Origin of the sequence: Kutzneria chonburiensis, from assembly GCF_028622115.1 — a bacterium.
Lineage (GTDB): Bacteria > Actinomycetota > Actinomycetes > Mycobacteriales > Pseudonocardiaceae > Kutzneria > Kutzneria chonburiensis.
This window is the reverse complement of record NZ_CP097263.1, coordinates 7,219,871-7,236,067: the sequence shown is the minus strand read 5'-3', so window position 1 is coordinate 7,236,067 and position 16,197 is coordinate 7,219,871. Positions and strand designations below refer to the sequence as shown.

Annotated in this window: 14 protein-coding genes, 1 tRNA gene and 2 pseudogenes; 11 read left to right on the top strand and 6 right to left on the bottom strand. The window is 68.8% G+C overall.

The window, feature by feature from the left end:
- The first annotated feature begins 169 nt into the window (after positions 1–169).
- On the top strand, positions 170–532 hold the full coding sequence (locus M3Q35_RS33245; RefSeq protein WP_273936487.1) for a VOC family protein: 363 nt from the start codon (positions 170–172) through the stop codon (positions 530–532).
- Here the strand turns inward: M3Q35_RS33245 and M3Q35_RS33240 are convergent.
- Positions 529–1,596, bottom strand: a complete 1,068-nt coding sequence (locus M3Q35_RS33240) for a ScoMcrA-related endonuclease (protein ID WP_476408941.1) — start codon at positions 1,594–1,596, stop codon at positions 529–531. The two genes, M3Q35_RS33245 and M3Q35_RS33240, sit on opposite strands and share 4 nt — an antisense overlap.
- Before the next feature lie 16 nt (positions 1,597–1,612).
- Positions 1,613–2,224, bottom strand: a complete 612-nt coding sequence (locus tag M3Q35_RS33235; protein WP_273936485.1) for an ester cyclase — start codon at positions 2,222–2,224, stop codon at positions 1,613–1,615.
- Between the two features lie 128 nt (positions 2,225–2,352).
- Between M3Q35_RS33235 and M3Q35_RS48990 the strand changes: the two are divergent.
- A pseudogene (locus M3Q35_RS48990) lies at positions 2,353–3,233 on the top strand (LysR family transcriptional regulator).
- A gap of 344 nt (positions 3,234–3,577) precedes the next feature.
- Here the strand turns inward: M3Q35_RS48990 and M3Q35_RS33225 are convergent.
- A tRNA-Gly gene (locus M3Q35_RS33225) sits at positions 3,578–3,648 on the bottom strand.
- Positions 3,649–3,715: 67 nt separating this feature from the next.
- Here M3Q35_RS33225 and dcd point away from each other — a divergent pair.
- Entirely contained in the window at positions 3,716–4,297 is a 582-nt protein-coding gene (dcd, locus tag M3Q35_RS33220; protein WP_273936484.1) for a dCTP deaminase, read from the top strand.
- A gap of 1 nt (position 4,298) precedes the next feature.
- On the opposite strand, the gene M3Q35_RS33215 is transcribed toward dcd, so the two are convergent.
- Positions 4,299–5,282 carry a cation diffusion facilitator family transporter gene (locus M3Q35_RS33215; RefSeq protein WP_273936483.1) on the bottom strand — a complete coding sequence of 328 codons (984 nt, stop codon included), beginning with the start codon at positions 5,280–5,282 and terminating at the stop codon, positions 4,299–4,301.
- 174 nt (positions 5,283–5,456) lie between these two features.
- Here M3Q35_RS33215 and M3Q35_RS33210 point away from each other — a divergent pair, with 174 nt between their 5' ends.
- The gene (locus M3Q35_RS33210) at positions 5,457–6,443 is read left to right on the top strand and encodes an SdrD B-like domain-containing protein (protein ID WP_273936482.1); all 987 of its coding nucleotides are present in this window, start codon (positions 5,457–5,459) and stop codon (positions 6,441–6,443) included.
- 14 nt (positions 6,444–6,457) lie between these two features.
- Here the strand turns inward: M3Q35_RS33210 and M3Q35_RS33205 are convergent.
- Positions 6,458–8,641: pseudogene (locus M3Q35_RS33205) on the bottom strand ((Fe-S)-binding protein); the annotation flags it as partial.
- A 234-nt stretch (positions 8,642–8,875) separates the two neighbouring features.
- On the opposite strand from M3Q35_RS33205, the gene dnaK reads away from it, so the two are divergent.
- Genes dnaK through M3Q35_RS33185 form a run of 4 tightly spaced genes read left to right on the top strand, consistent with a single transcriptional unit; the run spans position 8,876 to position 12,950 of the window.
- Positions 8,876–10,723, top strand: coding sequence for a molecular chaperone DnaK (gene dnaK, locus M3Q35_RS33200; protein WP_273936480.1), 1,848 nt, complete (start codon positions 8,876–8,878; stop codon positions 10,721–10,723).
- The gene (grpE, locus tag M3Q35_RS33195) at positions 10,720–11,316 is read left to right on the top strand and encodes a nucleotide exchange factor GrpE (protein ID WP_273936479.1); all 597 of its coding nucleotides are present in this window, start codon (positions 10,720–10,722) and stop codon (positions 11,314–11,316) included. Before dnaK ends, grpE begins: the two co-directional genes overlap by 4 nt.
- 27 nt (positions 11,317–11,343) lie before the next feature.
- Positions 11,344–12,522 carry a molecular chaperone DnaJ gene (gene dnaJ, locus M3Q35_RS33190; protein WP_273936478.1) on the top strand — a complete coding sequence of 393 codons (1,179 nt, stop codon included), beginning with the start codon at positions 11,344–11,346 and terminating at the stop codon, positions 12,520–12,522.
- On the top strand, positions 12,522–12,950 hold the full coding sequence (locus tag M3Q35_RS33185; RefSeq protein ID WP_273936477.1) for a heat shock protein transcriptional repressor HspR: 429 nt from the start codon (positions 12,522–12,524) through the stop codon (positions 12,948–12,950). The genes dnaJ and M3Q35_RS33185 overlap by 1 nt, the downstream gene beginning before the upstream one ends.
- Positions 12,951–13,038: 88 nt before the next feature.
- Here the strand turns inward: M3Q35_RS33185 and M3Q35_RS33180 are convergent, their stop codons facing one another.
- Positions 13,039–14,142: an FAD-binding oxidoreductase gene (locus M3Q35_RS33180; RefSeq protein ID WP_273936476.1), complete on the bottom strand. Its 1,104-nt coding sequence runs from the start codon at positions 14,140–14,142 to the stop codon at positions 13,039–13,041.
- Positions 14,143–14,444: 302 nt separating this feature from the next.
- Here M3Q35_RS33180 and M3Q35_RS33175 point away from each other — a divergent pair, with 302 nt between their 5' ends.
- From M3Q35_RS33175 to M3Q35_RS33165, 3 genes are all read left to right on the top strand, one after another.
- On the top strand, positions 14,445–15,188 hold the full coding sequence (locus tag M3Q35_RS33175; RefSeq protein ID WP_337960497.1) for a pyridoxamine 5'-phosphate oxidase family protein: 744 nt from the start codon (positions 14,445–14,447) through the stop codon (positions 15,186–15,188).
- A gap of 63 nt (positions 15,189–15,251) precedes the next feature.
- Positions 15,252–15,701, top strand: coding sequence for a MarR family winged helix-turn-helix transcriptional regulator (locus tag M3Q35_RS33170; protein ID WP_273936475.1), 450 nt, complete (start codon positions 15,252–15,254; stop codon positions 15,699–15,701).
- Positions 15,701–16,150: a MarR family winged helix-turn-helix transcriptional regulator gene (locus M3Q35_RS33165; protein WP_273936474.1), complete on the top strand. Its 450-nt coding sequence runs from the start codon at positions 15,701–15,703 to the stop codon at positions 16,148–16,150. The genes M3Q35_RS33170 and M3Q35_RS33165 overlap by 1 nt, the downstream gene beginning before the upstream one ends.
- Positions 16,151–16,197: the final 47 nt, after the last annotated feature.

Here is a 16,197-nt window from a genome sequence, read left to right as displayed (position 1 = left end):
GCGGAGTGCCGTCGGGGCTGCGTACCGTGCTGATCGCGCGGCGATCCGCGCACGTGTGGAGAACTCGTCCTGCGGACGCCCCCCGACGCAGGACGAGCCATCCGCCGAGTCGCGCTCACCTGCCGGCTCGTCGTTCAGTCATGACCGTCGAGCCGGATGGTGACTCTCCTTGGACCTCATCGCCTTCGCCCCCTCCGTCGACCTGCCTCGCGCCGTCGACTTCTACGGCTCCGTGCTCCGCCTCCAGCACGTCGAGACCACCCCCTTCGCCGCCGTCTTCCGCGTCGGCGCCGTCATGCTCCGCGTGACCAAGGTCGAGGCCCTGACTCCCCAGCCCTTCACCATCCTCGGCTGGTCCGTGCCCGACATCCGTGCCACCATCGCCGACTTCGCCTCGCGTGGCGTGGAGTTCACCCGTTACGACGGCATGCCCCAGGACTCGCTGGGCGTGTGGACCACTCCCGGCGGCGACCAGATCGCCTGGTTCCGCGACCCCGACGGCAACACCCTGTCTTTGACCCAGTTCGTCTAGTTGCTGGCGAATTCGCCTTCTGCTGTCTCGTAGATGCAGCGGATGTTGTGGCTGGACAGCAGCTCGACGAGGTCGGTCTTCGGGAGCGTCGGCAGTAGCACGGCGAGGTGCTCGTGCGCTACATACCTCGAGTAGTCCAGCACCTGCCCGAGAGCCAGCCGGACGTACTCCCGATCCACCGAGCCCTTCGCCTCGATCAGCTCCGACCGGTCCACGTCGTACAGATCGACGCGTAGCGGCCTGGTCTCGCCGGGCAGCAGGATTCCCTTGGCTATGACGTTGTGCTGGTCGGCCGCACGCCACTCGCGATAGCGCTTCATCAGCTCCGCCTCGACCCGGTTCGCGTTCCGCTTCGTGGTCCCACGCACGGGAAACGTCCTCGTTCGATGGGCCTCGACTGGCATGTCGAACACCAGCGGCGACGCGATCCGGTCGGCCAGATCCGGGTTCTTCACCTGCTCCGGCCGGAGACCAAGCAGCTTGGCGCGCAGCGCGCGTGCCTCCGCGAGGATTTTCATTGGATTGTCGATGAACTCCTGGGCGACAACCGCGTCGAGTCGGTTGCCCCGGGTTGGCTTGCCTGTGTAGTCGGGGTGGCTGGTCGCGATGTCCGCCATCTTCCTGGCCACACTGTTGGCGTTGCGAAAGTCCGGGCCATGCTCCTCGACGGGGTGAAACTCCGGAGCCTGAAGCAGTTCCGACAGCTCGATGACCCGTGGGTCGCGCTCGCCGCCCGACGGTTGCAGCCAGTTGTTCGCCGCCACGATCACGCAGGCGAGGATGATCTCCTCTCGCGTCCACGGCCGCACTGGGAAGTGCCGCACCGTGAAGCCCAGCGCCAGAAAACGCTGCGCCACAGTCTCATCGCTGTCAGAAAGGTCCGCCGTGGGATCCAGCGCGACCCTCGCGATGGCCTTGGCGTCGTAGAGCTTCTCGTCTACGTCCAGGAAGTACGACTTCGCCTTGCCGAAGCCGTACTTCCGGAGGAACCCGTCCCGGCCGAGTTCGTCGAACTCGGCCACTGCCCTCAGAATGCCAGCTTGCGTCAGGTCCCCCAGAGCCATCTGGCCAGACTAGCGGTCAGCCAAGGCCGATCTGCTGGTAGAAGTTCGTGTTGTCCCAGAACAGGAACTCTTCGTCCATAGTGCCCTGACGGTTCCACAGGCCGACGGTGGCCATGGTGATGGAGTACTTGCGGCCGGTGGGGGCGATGAAGCCGCCCTTGCCGTCGGGCATCGGGCGGCTGAAGGTGCCCTGCATGACGCCCGTGACGGCGGTGAGGTTGTCCTTGGCCACACGGAGGAAGTGGCTGTGGATGCGGGTGTCCGGGGCCCAGACGAACATGGCGGCCAGGTCGGCGATGTGCTTGTCGATGCCGTCGGTGTAGTGGCCGTCGGGCCAGTGCACGCGAATGTTCTGCGCGTGGCTCTCGCCGAGGCGGGCCCAGTCGGCCTGGGTGAAGACCACGAAGTCGAGTTCGTCGAACGTCTTGAGGTGCTGCCGCTCCTGCCGGGTCAGATTGGGCGAGAAGGGCGGGTTCGGCACCGGTGTGGTCGACGGGTCGGGCAGCAGGGTGGTCGGCGTGTGGCCTTCGGGCGTGGCCAACGCGGTGCCGTCGGCGACGGCGGTGAGGGCGAGCGCGCCGAACATGGCGGCGCCGCCGCGGCCGAGGAGTGCGCGACGGTCGAGCATGGTGTCCTCCTTGGACGTCGGTGTGACGCGCCAATGAAACGTCCGCCGTGCGCCCTGAGCCATGACGATCCGTCTGCCCATTCATTCGCCAGGTTTATGGCATGGCCAGCCATTGATAAGCTGCTGCCGTGTCCACCGCCCAGGACCTGGTCGCGCTGCGCTCTTTCCTCGCCGTGTACCGCACCGGCGGCGTCGCTCGTGCCGCCGAGCAGTTGGGCTTGTCACAACCCGCCGTGTCGCACCATCTGCGGACCGTCGAGTCCTTCGCCGGCCGGCCGCTGTTCGCCCGGGCCGGCCGTGGCATCGCCCCCACCGAGGCTGGTCACGTCCTGGCCGCCGAGATCGCCTCGCATCTCGACGGCCTCGACCTCGTCATCGACGGCCGCCGCACCCTCGACGCCGGTCCCGTCTTCCTCGGCGCCCCCGCCACCCAGTTCGACCAGCACATCGCCGCCGCCCTCGGTCCCTTGGCCGACGAGGGCATCTGTCTCCGTCACCGCATCGGCCTCTCCGACGACCTCGTCTCCGCCTTGCTCGACGACCGCCTCGACATCGCCGTCGTCACCAAGATCGAGGGCGCTCCCCGGCAGCGCCTGCATCTTCGCCACTGGTTCGACGAGGAGTTCGTCCTGGTCGGCCGCCCCGACCAGCCCCTTTCCTCCCCGAGGACGTCGCCCGCCGCCGCTTCGTCGGCTACTCCGAGGAAATGCCCATGTTCCGCCGCTATTTCCGCTCGTGCTGGGACATCCCCGCACCCCCGGCCGCCGTCACCATCCCCGACATGACGTCGATTCTCACCTACGTCCGCCACAGCACCCTGTTGTCCGTCGTCCCCATCCACTACGCCCGCCCCTTCCTCGACGCCGGCCTCCTCTCCCTCCTCCACCGCCCCGCCACCCCCGTCCTCAACCCCATCTACCTCGCCACCCGCCGCTCCCGCCAGAACCGCCCCCACCTCAAGTCCGTCTTCGACGCCCTCCTGGCTTCAGCAGCAAGACCCGGAACCTGAGAGAAGACAACAGCGACGGCCCGAGGGAAGCGCCGCAGAGACCCAACGGCGATAGCGACGAGGAACCAGCGACCTCAGCAACTCCCCCGGACAGACAGCCGAGCAAGACCGCAAGAAGCGAATGATCACGAGCGCGGGATGAGCGCACAGAAGGCACATGAGGGAAAACCGCAGGGACGAAGTCGCGTCACCCACCACCCAAGCAGGCGAGCGAAGCGAAGCCGACCCCCACTTCGGGGGTCAAGGGGCGGAGCCCCCTTGCTTGGGGTCTGGGGCGAGAGCCCCAGAAATACGGCGAGGGGTCCAGGTTCGCGCTTTCTGCGAACACAGACCCCTCAACCCCGAGCGGGTGACGGGAATCGAACCCGCGTTTACAGCTTGGGAAGCTGTCATTCTACCATTGAACTACACCCGCATGATCGTCCTCAGCTTACACGAGCGGGCGGGGACGTCCAGCGGTTGGGGGCGGCTAGGCTGTCCGGGTGCTGCTGAGTGACCGGGACCTGCGCAAAGAGATCGAGTCCGGACGGCTGGTGTTGGAGCCGCTGGATCTGGGGCTTGTCCAGCCTTCGAGTATCGACGTGCGGCTGGACCGGTTCTTCCGGGTGTTCAACAACACCAAGTACACGCACATCGACCCGAGTCGGCAGCAGGATGATCTGACGACGCTGGTGGAGACGGAGGGCGAAGAGCCGTTCGTGCTGCACCCGGGGGAGTTCGTGCTTGGCGCGACGTTCGAGCGGGTGAGTCTGCCGGACGACCTGGCGGGGCGGCTGGAGGGGAAGTCCTCGCTTGGCCGGCTGGGGCTGCTGACGCACTCGACCGCGGGGTTCATCGACCCGGGCTTCGAAGGGCACATCACGCTGGAGCTGTCGAACGTCTCGAACCTGCCGATCACGCTGTGGCCGGGCATGAAGATCGGCCAGCTGTGTCTGTTCCGGCTGGAGAGCCCGGCGGAGCACCCGTACGGGTCGAAGCAGGCGGGGTCGAGGTATCAAGGGCAGAGGGGCCCGACGCCGTCGAGGGCGTACCTGAACTTCCACCGCACGGACACGAGGCGCTGAGCTACTCGGCGACGAACTCGGAGCCGTAGCGGGCGAGGACCCGGGCCCGCAGGCTCTGGTCCTCGCGGGGCACGGGCTCGAGGAAGATCTCGTCGAGTGACGGGAACTCGGCGGTGAGCTCGGCGGCGATGCGCACGCAGGCCCGTTCGAGGTCGGCGGCGCCGAGGTTGTCGTCGAAGTCGAGACGGGCGCAGAGCAGCACGCGGTCGGTGCCGGTGAGCATGGTGAGCAGGTCGACGACGACCTCGACCTCGGGAGCCTCGGCGAGGCGGGCCCGAACGGCGCGGACCATGACGGCGTCGGCCTGGCGACCGATGAGCAGACCGCGGTTGGTCCGGCCGAGGATGTAGGCGCAGCCGGCGAGCAGGACGGCGATGAGTAGTGAGGCGACGCCGTCGTAGACGACGGAGCCGGTGAGCTGGTGCAGCAGCAGGCCGAGGAAAGCCAGCAGCAGGCCGACGAGGGCGGCGGCGTCCTCGAAGAACACGGTCTTGGCGGTGGGATCGTCGATGTCCTGGAGGTACTTCAAGATCGACGTGCCGTCCTCGGCGGCTTCCTTGCGGATCTGCACGACGGCACGGGCCAGTGACACGGACTCCAGGATGAAGCCGAGCGCGAGCACGATGTAGGCGACGGTGGGATTGCCCTCGTCGGCACCGCCCTCGACGAGGGCGTCGTAGCCCTGGATGAGCGCGAAAACGGCGCCGGACGTGAAGATCGACACGGCGGCGAGCAGCGACCAGAAGTAGCGCTCCTTGCCGTAGCCGAAGGGGTGTTTACGGTCGGCGGGCCGCTCGGATCGCCGCAGCGCGGTCAGCAACAGCGCCTCGGTGATGGTGTCGGCCACCGAGTGCCCGGCCTCGGAGAGCATGGCGGCGGAACCGCTCAGCACACCGGCCACGGCTTTCATCAGCGCGATACCGACGTTGATACCGAGCGCAACCAGGACGGTGAGCGTGCTTTCGCCGCTGCCTTCGTCAGCCACGGGAATTACCGTAACCGAGTCCGGACGCAACCGGGTGATGAGCTTGCACGTCCTGTCAGGTTCACCTGAACAGTCGACTGTGGATCAGAGAATTCCCTTGTGGCACAAGGGCAACCGCCCCGCAACGCGATGCGTCCTCAGGGCATCGAACACCACCACAGGGGGAATTCTCTGATGAAGCGCTTCGCCGTTGCGGCCCTTGCCGTCGCTCTGCCGCTACTGTCTGTCGCCACCGCGCACGCGGACACCGACACCGTCACCGTGAAGGGTGTCGCCTGGAAGGACCTGAACTCGGACGGCATCCGGCAGCCGTCCGAGCCGCTGCTGCCCGGAGTCAAGATCCGCCTCGACGGCGGCCGCGATGTGGAAACCGACGCGACCGGCCACTACACGGTGTCCAACGTGTACCCGGGGGAGTTGCAGGTGTCGTTCAGCTCCGATGGCCAGAACGTGCTGACGTACCCGCACAAGGGCGACACCGCGACCGATTCCGACTTCGACTGGGTCAACGGCTGGCTCGAACTGCACCAGCAGCCGGTGGACGGCGTGCTCGACAACATCGACGTCGGCTACAAGGCCAGCACGGCCGACCCGTCGCTGGTCGACATCACGCCGGACCAGCCGGCCGGCACGGTGCACGTCGGTGACGAGATCAGCTATCGGGTCCGGACGGCCGTCCTGGACACGCCGGCCCAGTACAGCGTCCTGGTCCAGTTCCCGGACGGAGTCGTGCCTGACCCGCGGCAGATGGCCGGTGGGATCGTCGCGAGCCCGGTCGGCAGCTCCGGCGTGAAGGTCGAGTTCCTGCGCAACCACGAGCAGGGCTACCCGCGGCAGTTCACCGTCCCCGCCAAGGTCACGCGGCCGGTGGACGGCATCGTCTCGGCGACGATCACGGACATCGCGGGCACGGACGTGAACCCCGGCAACAACTCGAAGTCGGAGCCGCTCAAGGTCGCCGGCACGAGCACGAGCACCACGGCTCAGCCGACCACGACGACCACCAAGCCCAGCGCGCAGCCAGCGGCGGTCAAGACGACCAACACGGCTCAGCTGGCCAACACCGGTGCCGACCCGACGTGGCCGCTGATCGCCGGCCTTGTCCTGCTGGCCGGCGGCGTCGGGACGGTGTTCTTCGCCCGACGCCGCCGTACCAACTAGACCTCGGCCGGCTGCTCGCCCCGCTTGACGGCGGCGAGCAGCAGCTGAGCCACATCCACGACCTCGACGTGCTCGGCGGCGGCCTGCTCGGACTTCCGTGCGGTGAGGCCGTCGCTGAGCATGACGCGGCAGAACGGGCAGCCGGTGGCGATCTTCGTGGGGGCGGTGCCGAGGGCCTCGTCGACCCGCTCCACGTTGATGCGCTTGCCGATCCGCTCCTCCATCCACATCCGAGCGCCGCCGGCGCCGCAGCACATGGACCGGTCGCCGTGCCGCGGCATCTCCCGCAGCTCGGCCCCGGTGGCCCCGACGAGCTCACGCGGCGCGTCATAGACCTTGTTGTGCCGGCCCAGGTAACACGGGTCGTGGTAGGTGACGTCCTCGGCGATCGGCGCGACGGGCACCAAACGCTTCTCCCGCACCAGCTTGTTGAGCAGCTGCGTGTGGTGCACGACCTCGAACGTCCCGCCCAGCTGCGGGTACTCGTTGGCCAGGGTGTTGAAGCAGTGCGCACAGGTGACGACCACCTTGCGCTTGCCCGGCTCACGGCCGTCGAAGACGGTGTTGAGCACCTCGACGTTCTGCTGGGCCAACATCTGGAACAGGAACTCGTTGCCGGCCCGCCGCGCGGGATCGCCGGTGCAGGTCTCCTCCGAGCCCAGCACGGTGAACTTCACGTCGGCGTTGTGCAGCAGCTCGGCCACGGCCTGGGTGGTCTTCTTGGCCCGGTCCTCGAACGCGCCGGCGCAGCCGACCCAGAACAGGTACTCGACGTCGGCGGCCAGCTCGCCGTCAAACACCGGCACCTCGAACGGCAGCCCCTCGGTCCAGGCCAGCCGGTCCTTGGCGTTCTGGCCCCACGGGTTGCCCTTGTTCTCCAGGTTCTTGAACATCCCGCCGAGCTCGGTGGGGAAGTTCGACTCGATCAGCACCTGGTAGCGCCGCATGTCGACGATGTGGTCCACGTGCTCGATGTCCACCGGGCACTGCTCGACGCAGGCGCCGCAGCTGGTGCATGACCACAGCACGTCCGGGTCGATGACGCCGAACTCCTCGCCGCCGCCGATCAGCGGCCGGCCGGACTCGGCCAGCGCGAGCACGTCGATCTTGGCCAGCCGGGCCTCGGCGTCGTCGCCGACGATGCCGATCTCGTCACCGGCCATGTCCTTGCGGCCACCGGCCAGCAGGTACGGGGCCTTGGCGTAGGCGTGGTCGCGCAGCTGCGTGATGACCAGCTTGGGGGACAACGGCTTTCCGGTGTTCCAGGCCGGGCACTGGGACTGGCAGCGGCCGCACTCGGTGCAGGTGCTGAAGTCCAGCCAGCCCTTCCAGCTGAAGTCCTCGATCTTGCCGGCGCCGAAGACGTCCTTCTCCGGGTCGGCTTCCTCGAAGTCCAGCGGCTTGCCGCCGCTCATCATCGGCCGCAGCGCGCCCAGCGCGACCGCGCCGTCGTCCTCACGCTTGAAGTAGATGTTGAAGAAGGCGCTGAACCGGTGCCAGGCCACGCCCATGGTCAGGTTCTTCGACACCACCGCGAGCCAGATCATGCCGCTCAGCAGCTTGATGATCGCCATCACGGAGACCAGGTCCGGGTTGGCCGGCAGCAGGTGGCCGAGCGGCCCGGTGACGAAGTTGGCCCACAGCGGCTGGTCCTCGAGGCCGCTGGCCTCCTTGAACGCCTTGACGCCGAGAATGCCCAGGCCCTCGATGATGACCACGGCCTCGACGAAGTAGGCCTGCTTGAAGTTGGAGCCGGCGAACCGGGACAGCCGGTCGGCCCGGCGCGGGTGGTTGAGCTGGCGGATCACGGCCAGCGCCACACCACCCACCACGGTGCCGACGCCGAGCACCTCGGTGACGAAGTTCCACACCGCCCAGTCGCCGATGACCGGCCAGTGCCAGGCCGGCACGAAGACCTCGCCGTAGGCCTCGAACAGCACCAGCGAGCCGATCAGGAAGCCCCACATGACCAGCCAGTGCCACGGCGCGACGGTGCGCACCTTGGCCATCCTGGTGTGCGCGGCGAACTCCTTGACCAGGGTGGCCAGCCTGGGCAGGAACGGGCCGTTGCGGGTGGGGTCGGGCTGGCCGAGCCGGATGGTTCGCACCTGGCGCAGCACGGCGGCGACGAACATGCCCCACGCGACGACGCTGACGGCAACACCGATCACGCCGAGCGTGACCTGCAGAGCACCCATTGCTCCCTCGCCCTTCCCGTTACGGACAAGTCGTCCGGGCAGCCTAATCGAAGTTACTGGTCAGTAACTACTTGACGTGGCGTGGCTCGCACCACTGAAGGGAACACGGGCCCGGGCTCTCACGTTGGACGGTCAGGAAGCTTGAGCGGACTGGACTCAACTCCGGTCCGTTTGGCAAACTTGAGTCGACGCTGCTCAACCGGCAGCGGTGCACAGTTTCAGGGAGGCAGTTCAATGGCGCGTGCGGTCGGCATCGACCTGGGGACGACCAACTCCGTCGTCGCCGTCCTTGAGGGCGGTGAGCCGACGGTGATCGCCAACTCCGAGGGTTCGCGTACCACCCCGTCCATCGTGGCGTTCGCCAAGAACGGCGAGGTTCTGACCGGTCAGCCGGCCAAGAACCAGGCCGTCACCAACGTCGACCGGACCATCCGTTCGGTCAAGCGGCACATCGGCACGTCGTGGACGCAGGAGATCGACGGCAAGGCCTACACCGCGCAGGAGATCTCCGCGCGGGTGCTGATGAAGCTCAAGCGGGACGCGGAGGCGTACCTGGGCGAGGAGATCACCGACGCGGTGATCACCGTCCCGGCCTACTTCGAGGACGCGCAGCGGCAGGCCACCAAGGAGGCCGGCCAGATCGCGGGCCTCAACGTGCTCCGCATCGTCAACGAGCCGACCTCGGCCGCCCTGGCCTACGGCCTGGACAAGGGCGAGAAGGAGCAGACCATCCTGGTCTTCGACCTCGGTGGCGGCACCTTCGACGTCTCCCTGCTGGAGCTGGGTGACGGCGTGGTCGAGGTCCGCGCGACCTCCGGTGACAACCACCTCGGTGGCGACGACTGGGACCAGCGCATCGTCGACTGGCTGGTGGAGAAGTTCAAGACCAGCAGCGGCATCGACCTGACCAAGGACAAGATGGCGCTCCAGCGGATCCGTGAGGCCGCCGAGAAGGCCAAGATCGAGCTGTCCTCCTCGTCCACCGCCAGCATCAACCTGCCCTACATCACCGTGGACAGCGACAAGAACCCGCTGTTCCTGGACGAGACGCTGTCCCGCGCCGAGTTCCAGCGGATCACCTCCGACCTGCTCGACCGCTGCCGGGCTCCGTTCAACCACGTGATCAAGGACGCCGGCGTCAAGATCGCCGACATCGACCACGTCGTGCTGGTCGGCGGCTCCACCCGCATGCCGGCCGTGACCGAGCTGGTCAAGGAGCTGACCGGCGGCCGCGAGCCGAACAAGGGCGTGAACCCGGACGAGGTCGTGGCGGTCGGCGCCGCGTTGCAGGCCGGTGTGCTGAAGGGCGAGGTCAAGGACGTCCTGCTGCTCGACGTCACCCCGCTGTCCCTCGGTATCGAGACCAAGGGCGGCATCATGACCAAGCTGATCGAGCGCAACACCACGATCCCGACCAAGCGCTCCGAGATCTTCACCACGGCCGACGACAACCAGCCGTCCGTGCAGATCCAGGTGTTCCAGGGCGAGCGCGAGATCGCGGCGCAGAACAAGAAGCTCGGCATGTTCGAGCTGACCGGCCTGCCGCCGGCCCCGCGCGGCGTGCCGCAGATCGAGGTCACCTTCGACATCGACGCCAACGGCATCGTGCACGTGCAGGCCAAGGACCTGGGCACGGGCAAGGAGCAGTCGATGACGATCACCGGCGGCTCGGCGCTGCCCAAGGACGACATCGACCGCATGATCAAGGACGCCGAGGAGCACGCGGAGGAGGACAAGCGCCGCCGCGAGGAGGCCGAGACCCGCAACCAGGCGGAGACCTTGGTCTACAGCACCGAGAAGTTCATCAAGGACAACGACGAGAAGCTGCCGGCCGACACCAAGGAGAAGGTGCAGGCGGCCATCGTCGAGGCCCAGGAGGCGCTCAAGGGCACCGACCTCGGGGCGATCAAGTCCGCGGTGGAGAAGCTGGCCACCGAGTCCCAGGCGCTGGGCTCCGCGCTGTACGCCAACGCGCCGGGCGCCGAGGGCGCTCCGGCCGGCGACGCGCCGGGTGCGCAGGCCGGCCCGCAGGCCGATGACGTGGTTGACGCCGAGATCGTGGACGAGGACCCGAAGAAGTGAGCGACGAGCAGGAGCAGCCGGTGGTCGTGAACGACCGCCGACGGATCGACCCGGAGACGGGCCAGCTTCGCGACGTGGAGCCGGGCGAGCTGGCCGACGAGACCGAGGGTCTCGCCGGCCGGCACGCCGCCGAGGACGCCGTGCCCGACCCGGCCGCGGAGTTCAAGGCGCAGCTGGACGAGCGGACCGCCGACCTCCAGCGACTCCAGGCCGAGTACGCCAACTACCGCAAGCGGGTGGAGCGGGACCGCGAGGTCAACGCGACGGCCGCCAAGGGGCAGATCGTCAACGAGCTGCTCGGCGTGCTGGACGACGTGGAGCGGGCCGCCGCGCACGGCGACCTGACCGGCGCGTTCAAGTCGGTCAGCGACAAGCTGGTGGCGGTGCTCCAGGCCAGCGGCCTCGAGCCGTTCGGCCACGAGGGCGAGGAGTTCGACCCCTCGGTGCACGAGGCGGTGCAGCACAACACCTCGGCCGAGGTGACCGGCCCGACCGTGACGGCCGTGCTCCGGCGCGGCTACCGGTTCGGCGAGCGCCTGCTGCGGCCGGCGCTGGTCGCGGTCACCGACCATGAGCCGGCGAACGCTGAGTAAGTACCACGCAGGAGGGAGGGACGCCCGGTGAGCGCACGGGATTGGATCGACAAGGATTTCTACGGCGACCTGGGCGTCTCCTCCGACGCCACGGCCGACGAGATCAAGAAGGCGTACCGGAAGCTGGCCCGGGAGCTGCACCCCGACGCCAACCCCGGTGACGCCAAGGCCGAGGCCCGCTTCAAGTCGGTCTCGCAGGCCTACGGCGTGCTGTCGGACGCGGAGAAGCGCAAGCAGTACGACGAGGCCCGGCGGCTGTTCGGCTCCGGCGGGTTCCGGCCCGGCGGTGGCGGCTTCGGCGGCGGCACGAGCTCGTTCGACCTTGGCGACCTGTTCGGCGGGGCGCAGGCCGGCGGTGGGCAGGGTGGCCTCGGCGACCTGCTCGGCGGCCTGTTCGGCCGGGGCGGGCGAGGCGCGGGAGCGGCGTCGGCGACGCGGGCCAAGCGCGGCGACGACGTCGAGACCGACGTGCGGATCGACTTCGTGGAGGCGGTCCGCGGCGCGACGGTGCCGCTGCGGCTGTCCAGCCCGTCGACCTGCGGCACCTGCCACGGGTCGGGGGCCAAGCCGGGCACCACGCCGCGCACCTGTCCGACCTGCAAGGGCGCCGGGCTGGTCAGCCGGAGCCAGGGCGCGTTCGCGTTCAGCGAGCCGTGCCGCGACTGCCGGGGCACCGGCAAGATCATCGACGACCCGTGCCCGGAGTGCGCCGGCGAGGGCGTGAGCACCAAGGTGCGCACGCTGACCGTGCGGATTCCGGCCGGTGTCGACGACGGTCAGCGGATCCGGCTGGCCGGCCAGGGCGAGCCCGGACGCAACGGCGGACCCAGCGGCGACCTGTTCGTCCGCGTGCACGTCACGCCGCACGCGGTGTTCGGACGATCCGGTGACGATCTCACGGTGACGGTCCCGGTGACCTTCCCCGAGCTGGCGCTGGGCACCACACTGACGGTGCCGACGCTGGACTCGAGCGTCAACGTGAAGGTGCACCCGGGCACGGCCAGCGGCCGCATCCTGCGGGTGCGCGGCAAGGGCATCGAGCGCAGGGACGGCCGCACGGGAGACCTGCTGGTCACGCTGCAGGTGGCGGTGCCGTCGCGGTTGGACGGCAAGGCCGAGGAGGCGCTGAAGGCGTACGCCGAGGCCACCGCCGACCACGACCCGCGGGCGGAGTTGGACGCGCTGCTGGGAAAGGGTGAGACGTGATGGGCAACCCGTTCTCGTTCCCGCCGGGGACCAACGAGGACACTCCGGTGTTCGTGATCTCGGTGGCGGCCCAGCTCTCCGGGCTGCACGCGCAGACGCTGCGCAGCTACGACCGGCTCGGCCTGGTGTCGCCGGGCCGGGCCACCGGCGGTGGTCGGCGCTACTCGGCCCGGGACATCTCGCTGCTCCGCGAGGTGCAGCGGCTGTCCCAGGAGGAAGGCGTCAACCTGGCCGGCATCAAGCGCATCATCGACCTGGAGAACCAGGTGGACGCGCTGAAGTCCCGGCTGACCGAGCTGCTGGAGGAGCTGGCCGCGGCGCACGCGGCGGCCGAGCAGGCCGCGGCCGCGGTGCACGCCTCGTACCGCCGCGACCTGGTGCCGGTCCGTCAGCAGCAGCAGATCGTGGTCTGGAAGCCCAAGAAGTAACCCCGGCGAGTCCCGCCCACAGTCACACCGAAAGTACGAAACGGATTCGTGCTTTCGGTGTGACGCTAAGCGGGACTCGCCGGGGTTGTTAGTCGAGGGTGAACGGGTCGTAGCGGATGTGGTCCAGCGGCGTGCCGGCCACCAGCATCCGCGACACGGTGGCCCGGATCATCGCCGGCGAGCCGCAGACCAGGACCTCCCGGTCCGACCAGGCGCCGTAGCGGGTGACCACGTCGGCCAGCGAGCCGTGCTCGTAGCCCTGCAGGCCCGGCTCGGACTCGACCACCGGCACCACGGTCAGCCAGGGGTTGCTCTGGGCGATGCGCTGGAGGTTCTCCAGGTCGTACAGGTCCTCACGGGTGCGGCCGCCGACGAACAGGTGCACCCGGGGGTTCTCGCCCCACTGGGCCAGGTTGTCCAGGATGGACCGCATCGGGGAGACACCGGTGCCGCCGGCGACCATCAGAATGTCCCGCTCACCCTCGCGGTCCACGGTGAGCCGGCCCATCGGGGCGCCGATCCGCCACTGGTCGCCGACCTGGGTGTGGGCCACGATCGACCGGCTGACCCAGCCGCTGTTGACGGCGCGGATGTGGAACTCGATGGTGCCGTCCTCGCGGGGCGCGTTGGCCGGGCTGTAGTAGCGCCACAACCGGGGCCGCTGCGGGGTCTCCACGCTCACGTACTGGCCGGGCTGGTAGGGCACCGGGTAGTCGGGCTGCACCCGGACGACGGCCAGACCCCAGCTCAGGCGCTTGTGGTCGACGACGGTGGCCGGCCAGAAGGCGGGGCCCTCGTCGGCCGCCGCGGCCTCCTGCATGGACCGGGCCATGATCGTGTACGCCTCGGCCCAGGCCCGCTCGACCTGCGGCGTCCACGACTTGCCGGCGAACTTCTTGATCGAGGCCAGCAGCGCGGTGCCGACCGACTCGTAGTGGCTGGCGACCACGCCGAACTTGCGGTGGTCGCGGCCGAGCTGGCGCAGGAACGGGATCAGGTCGTCCGGGCGGTCGACCATCTGCACCACGTGCACGAGGGCCCGCAGCAGGCGGCTGCGCTGCACCGACATGTTCACCGGGAACATGTCCCGGGTGGTCGGCGCGAGGCTGAACAGCATCCCGTAGAAGAACTTCGCCACTTCGTCGGCGCAGGGTTCAACGACCGCGAAGCTCTCGCGAATCATCCGCACCATCGCGGTGACACCAGGTGGCGGTTCGCGTTGAGGGTTGGTCGCAGGCAAGGGATTCAACACGGCGTTGGCTGTCATGGTCCGGGCGCAGTCTCCACGTAGTCAGGGGCACCTGGCAAGGCACCCCGTGGTCAAGCATCCGTCCCCCGACAGGGTGGACCCTAACTCGACATCGGGTCCTTGTGGGACTTGATGCCACGTTCGAGCGAACCGGGGTAACTAACTGTTGACAGACCTTCCCACGAACGGGCGAAGAATGGGCCGGGGGTGTGCAGAACGCGGTCGGCGTGACACGGTGGATCACCGTGACCCCCGTCCACCTTGCTCCGACCGGTACCGCCGGTCCCGAGCTGCTCCAGCTGGAGCTGTCGGATGCGCCGTCCCCCGCGGTGACCGACATCACCCTGCACCCCGACGATCCGTTGGGCGCGATGCCCGACGCGGCCCACTTACCCGGTTCGCGCGGCGAGCACCTGCTCCAGCGCGCCTTCGGCTCGGTCGACCGGGCCACCCGCTTCTACCGTGATCAGGTCCTCGACCATCTCAACGACGAGATGCGTGGGTTCGTTACACGCATGGACATGGCCTTCATCGGCACGGCCGACGCCGCAGGCGAGTGCGACGTCTCCTTCCGGGCCGGCCCGCGCGGCTTCGTCCAGGTGCTGGGCGAGCGCTGGCTGGCCTATCCCGAGTACCGGGGCAACGGCGTCATGGCCAGCCTCGGCAACATCAGCGAGAACGCCCACGTGGCGATGCTGCTGCTGGACTTCGTCGACGACCTGATCGGCCTGCACGTCAACGGCCGGGCTCGCATCGTCGACGACGCCGAGCTGCGGGCGGTGCACCCCGATCTACCGACCGAGTTCGACCGCGGCCGCACGCCCGAGCGCTGGGTGGTGCTCGAGGTGGTCGAGGCCTACATTCACTGCCGCAAGCACATCCCCAGGCTGGTGCCGGTCGACCGGACCCGGGACTGGGGCACCGACGACCGCCGCAGCAAGGGCGGGGACTTCTTCGGCGTCCGATCGGCCAGAACGGCGGCCCGCTAGCGGGGATCGGACACCCCGACCACTACGGTTTGACGTTCGTGTGACGCGGATGGAGGACCAAGGGTGGACGAGCACGATCAGGCTGACCGCCGGGAGGCAGCCCAGGCCGTGGAGCGGGCCCTTTCGGTGCTGTTCGGCCGGGCCCGCAGCTTCTCCCTGCAGGTCGCCAAGCAGGTCCACCCGGGCCTGGACACCGCCTCGTACGCCCTGCTCGTGCACCTGTACGAGACCGGACCGGTGCGCGCCGCGGAGATCGTGGAGCGCACCGGCCTCGACAAGTCGACGGTCAGCCGGCAGATCGCCCGGCTGGAGGAGCTCGGCCTGCTGGAACGGGCCGTGGACAGCGCCGACGGCCGGGCCCGCATCGTGCAGCTGACCGAGACCGGCCACGACCGGCTGGACGCCGTCCGCAGCGACCGCCGCAAGCTGCTGTGGGAGCGGCTCTCGCACTGGTCCAACGAGGACATGCACACGTTCTCCGCCCTGTTGGATCGGCTGAACGAGGTGCTGTGATGGGGCCGTCGGTCGACGAGGCGCTCGAGCTGATCCGGCAGCTGCGGATGCTCAACCAGATCCAGAACGCGGCTCGGGCCCGGTTCTGGGACGACGAGTTCGGCCTGCACCCGGCGGCCGGCGCGCTGCTGGCCGACGTGGTGGCCCGCGGCGAGGTCCGGGTGTCCGACCTGGCCGAGCAGCGCGTGGTCGACACCTCCGTGGTCAGCCGGCAGATCGCCCAGCTCCAGAAGGCCGGCCTTGTCGATCGCCGTCCGTCGCCCAGCGACGGCCGGGTGGCGCTGATCAGCCCGACCGAGCGCGGCCTTCAGGTGCTGGCCGGCTGGAAGGAGAAGCAGGCCGAGTTGATCCGGTCGGCCTTCGGCGACTGGGACGATTCGCGGCTGAGCGCGGCCAATGGCGTGCTGCGTGAGCTGGTCGCGTCGCTGCGGGCGTCGCTGGAAGCGTGACCACCCGGACGGCGCAGTCGACCATGCCGACCTGTGGATCGTCACCT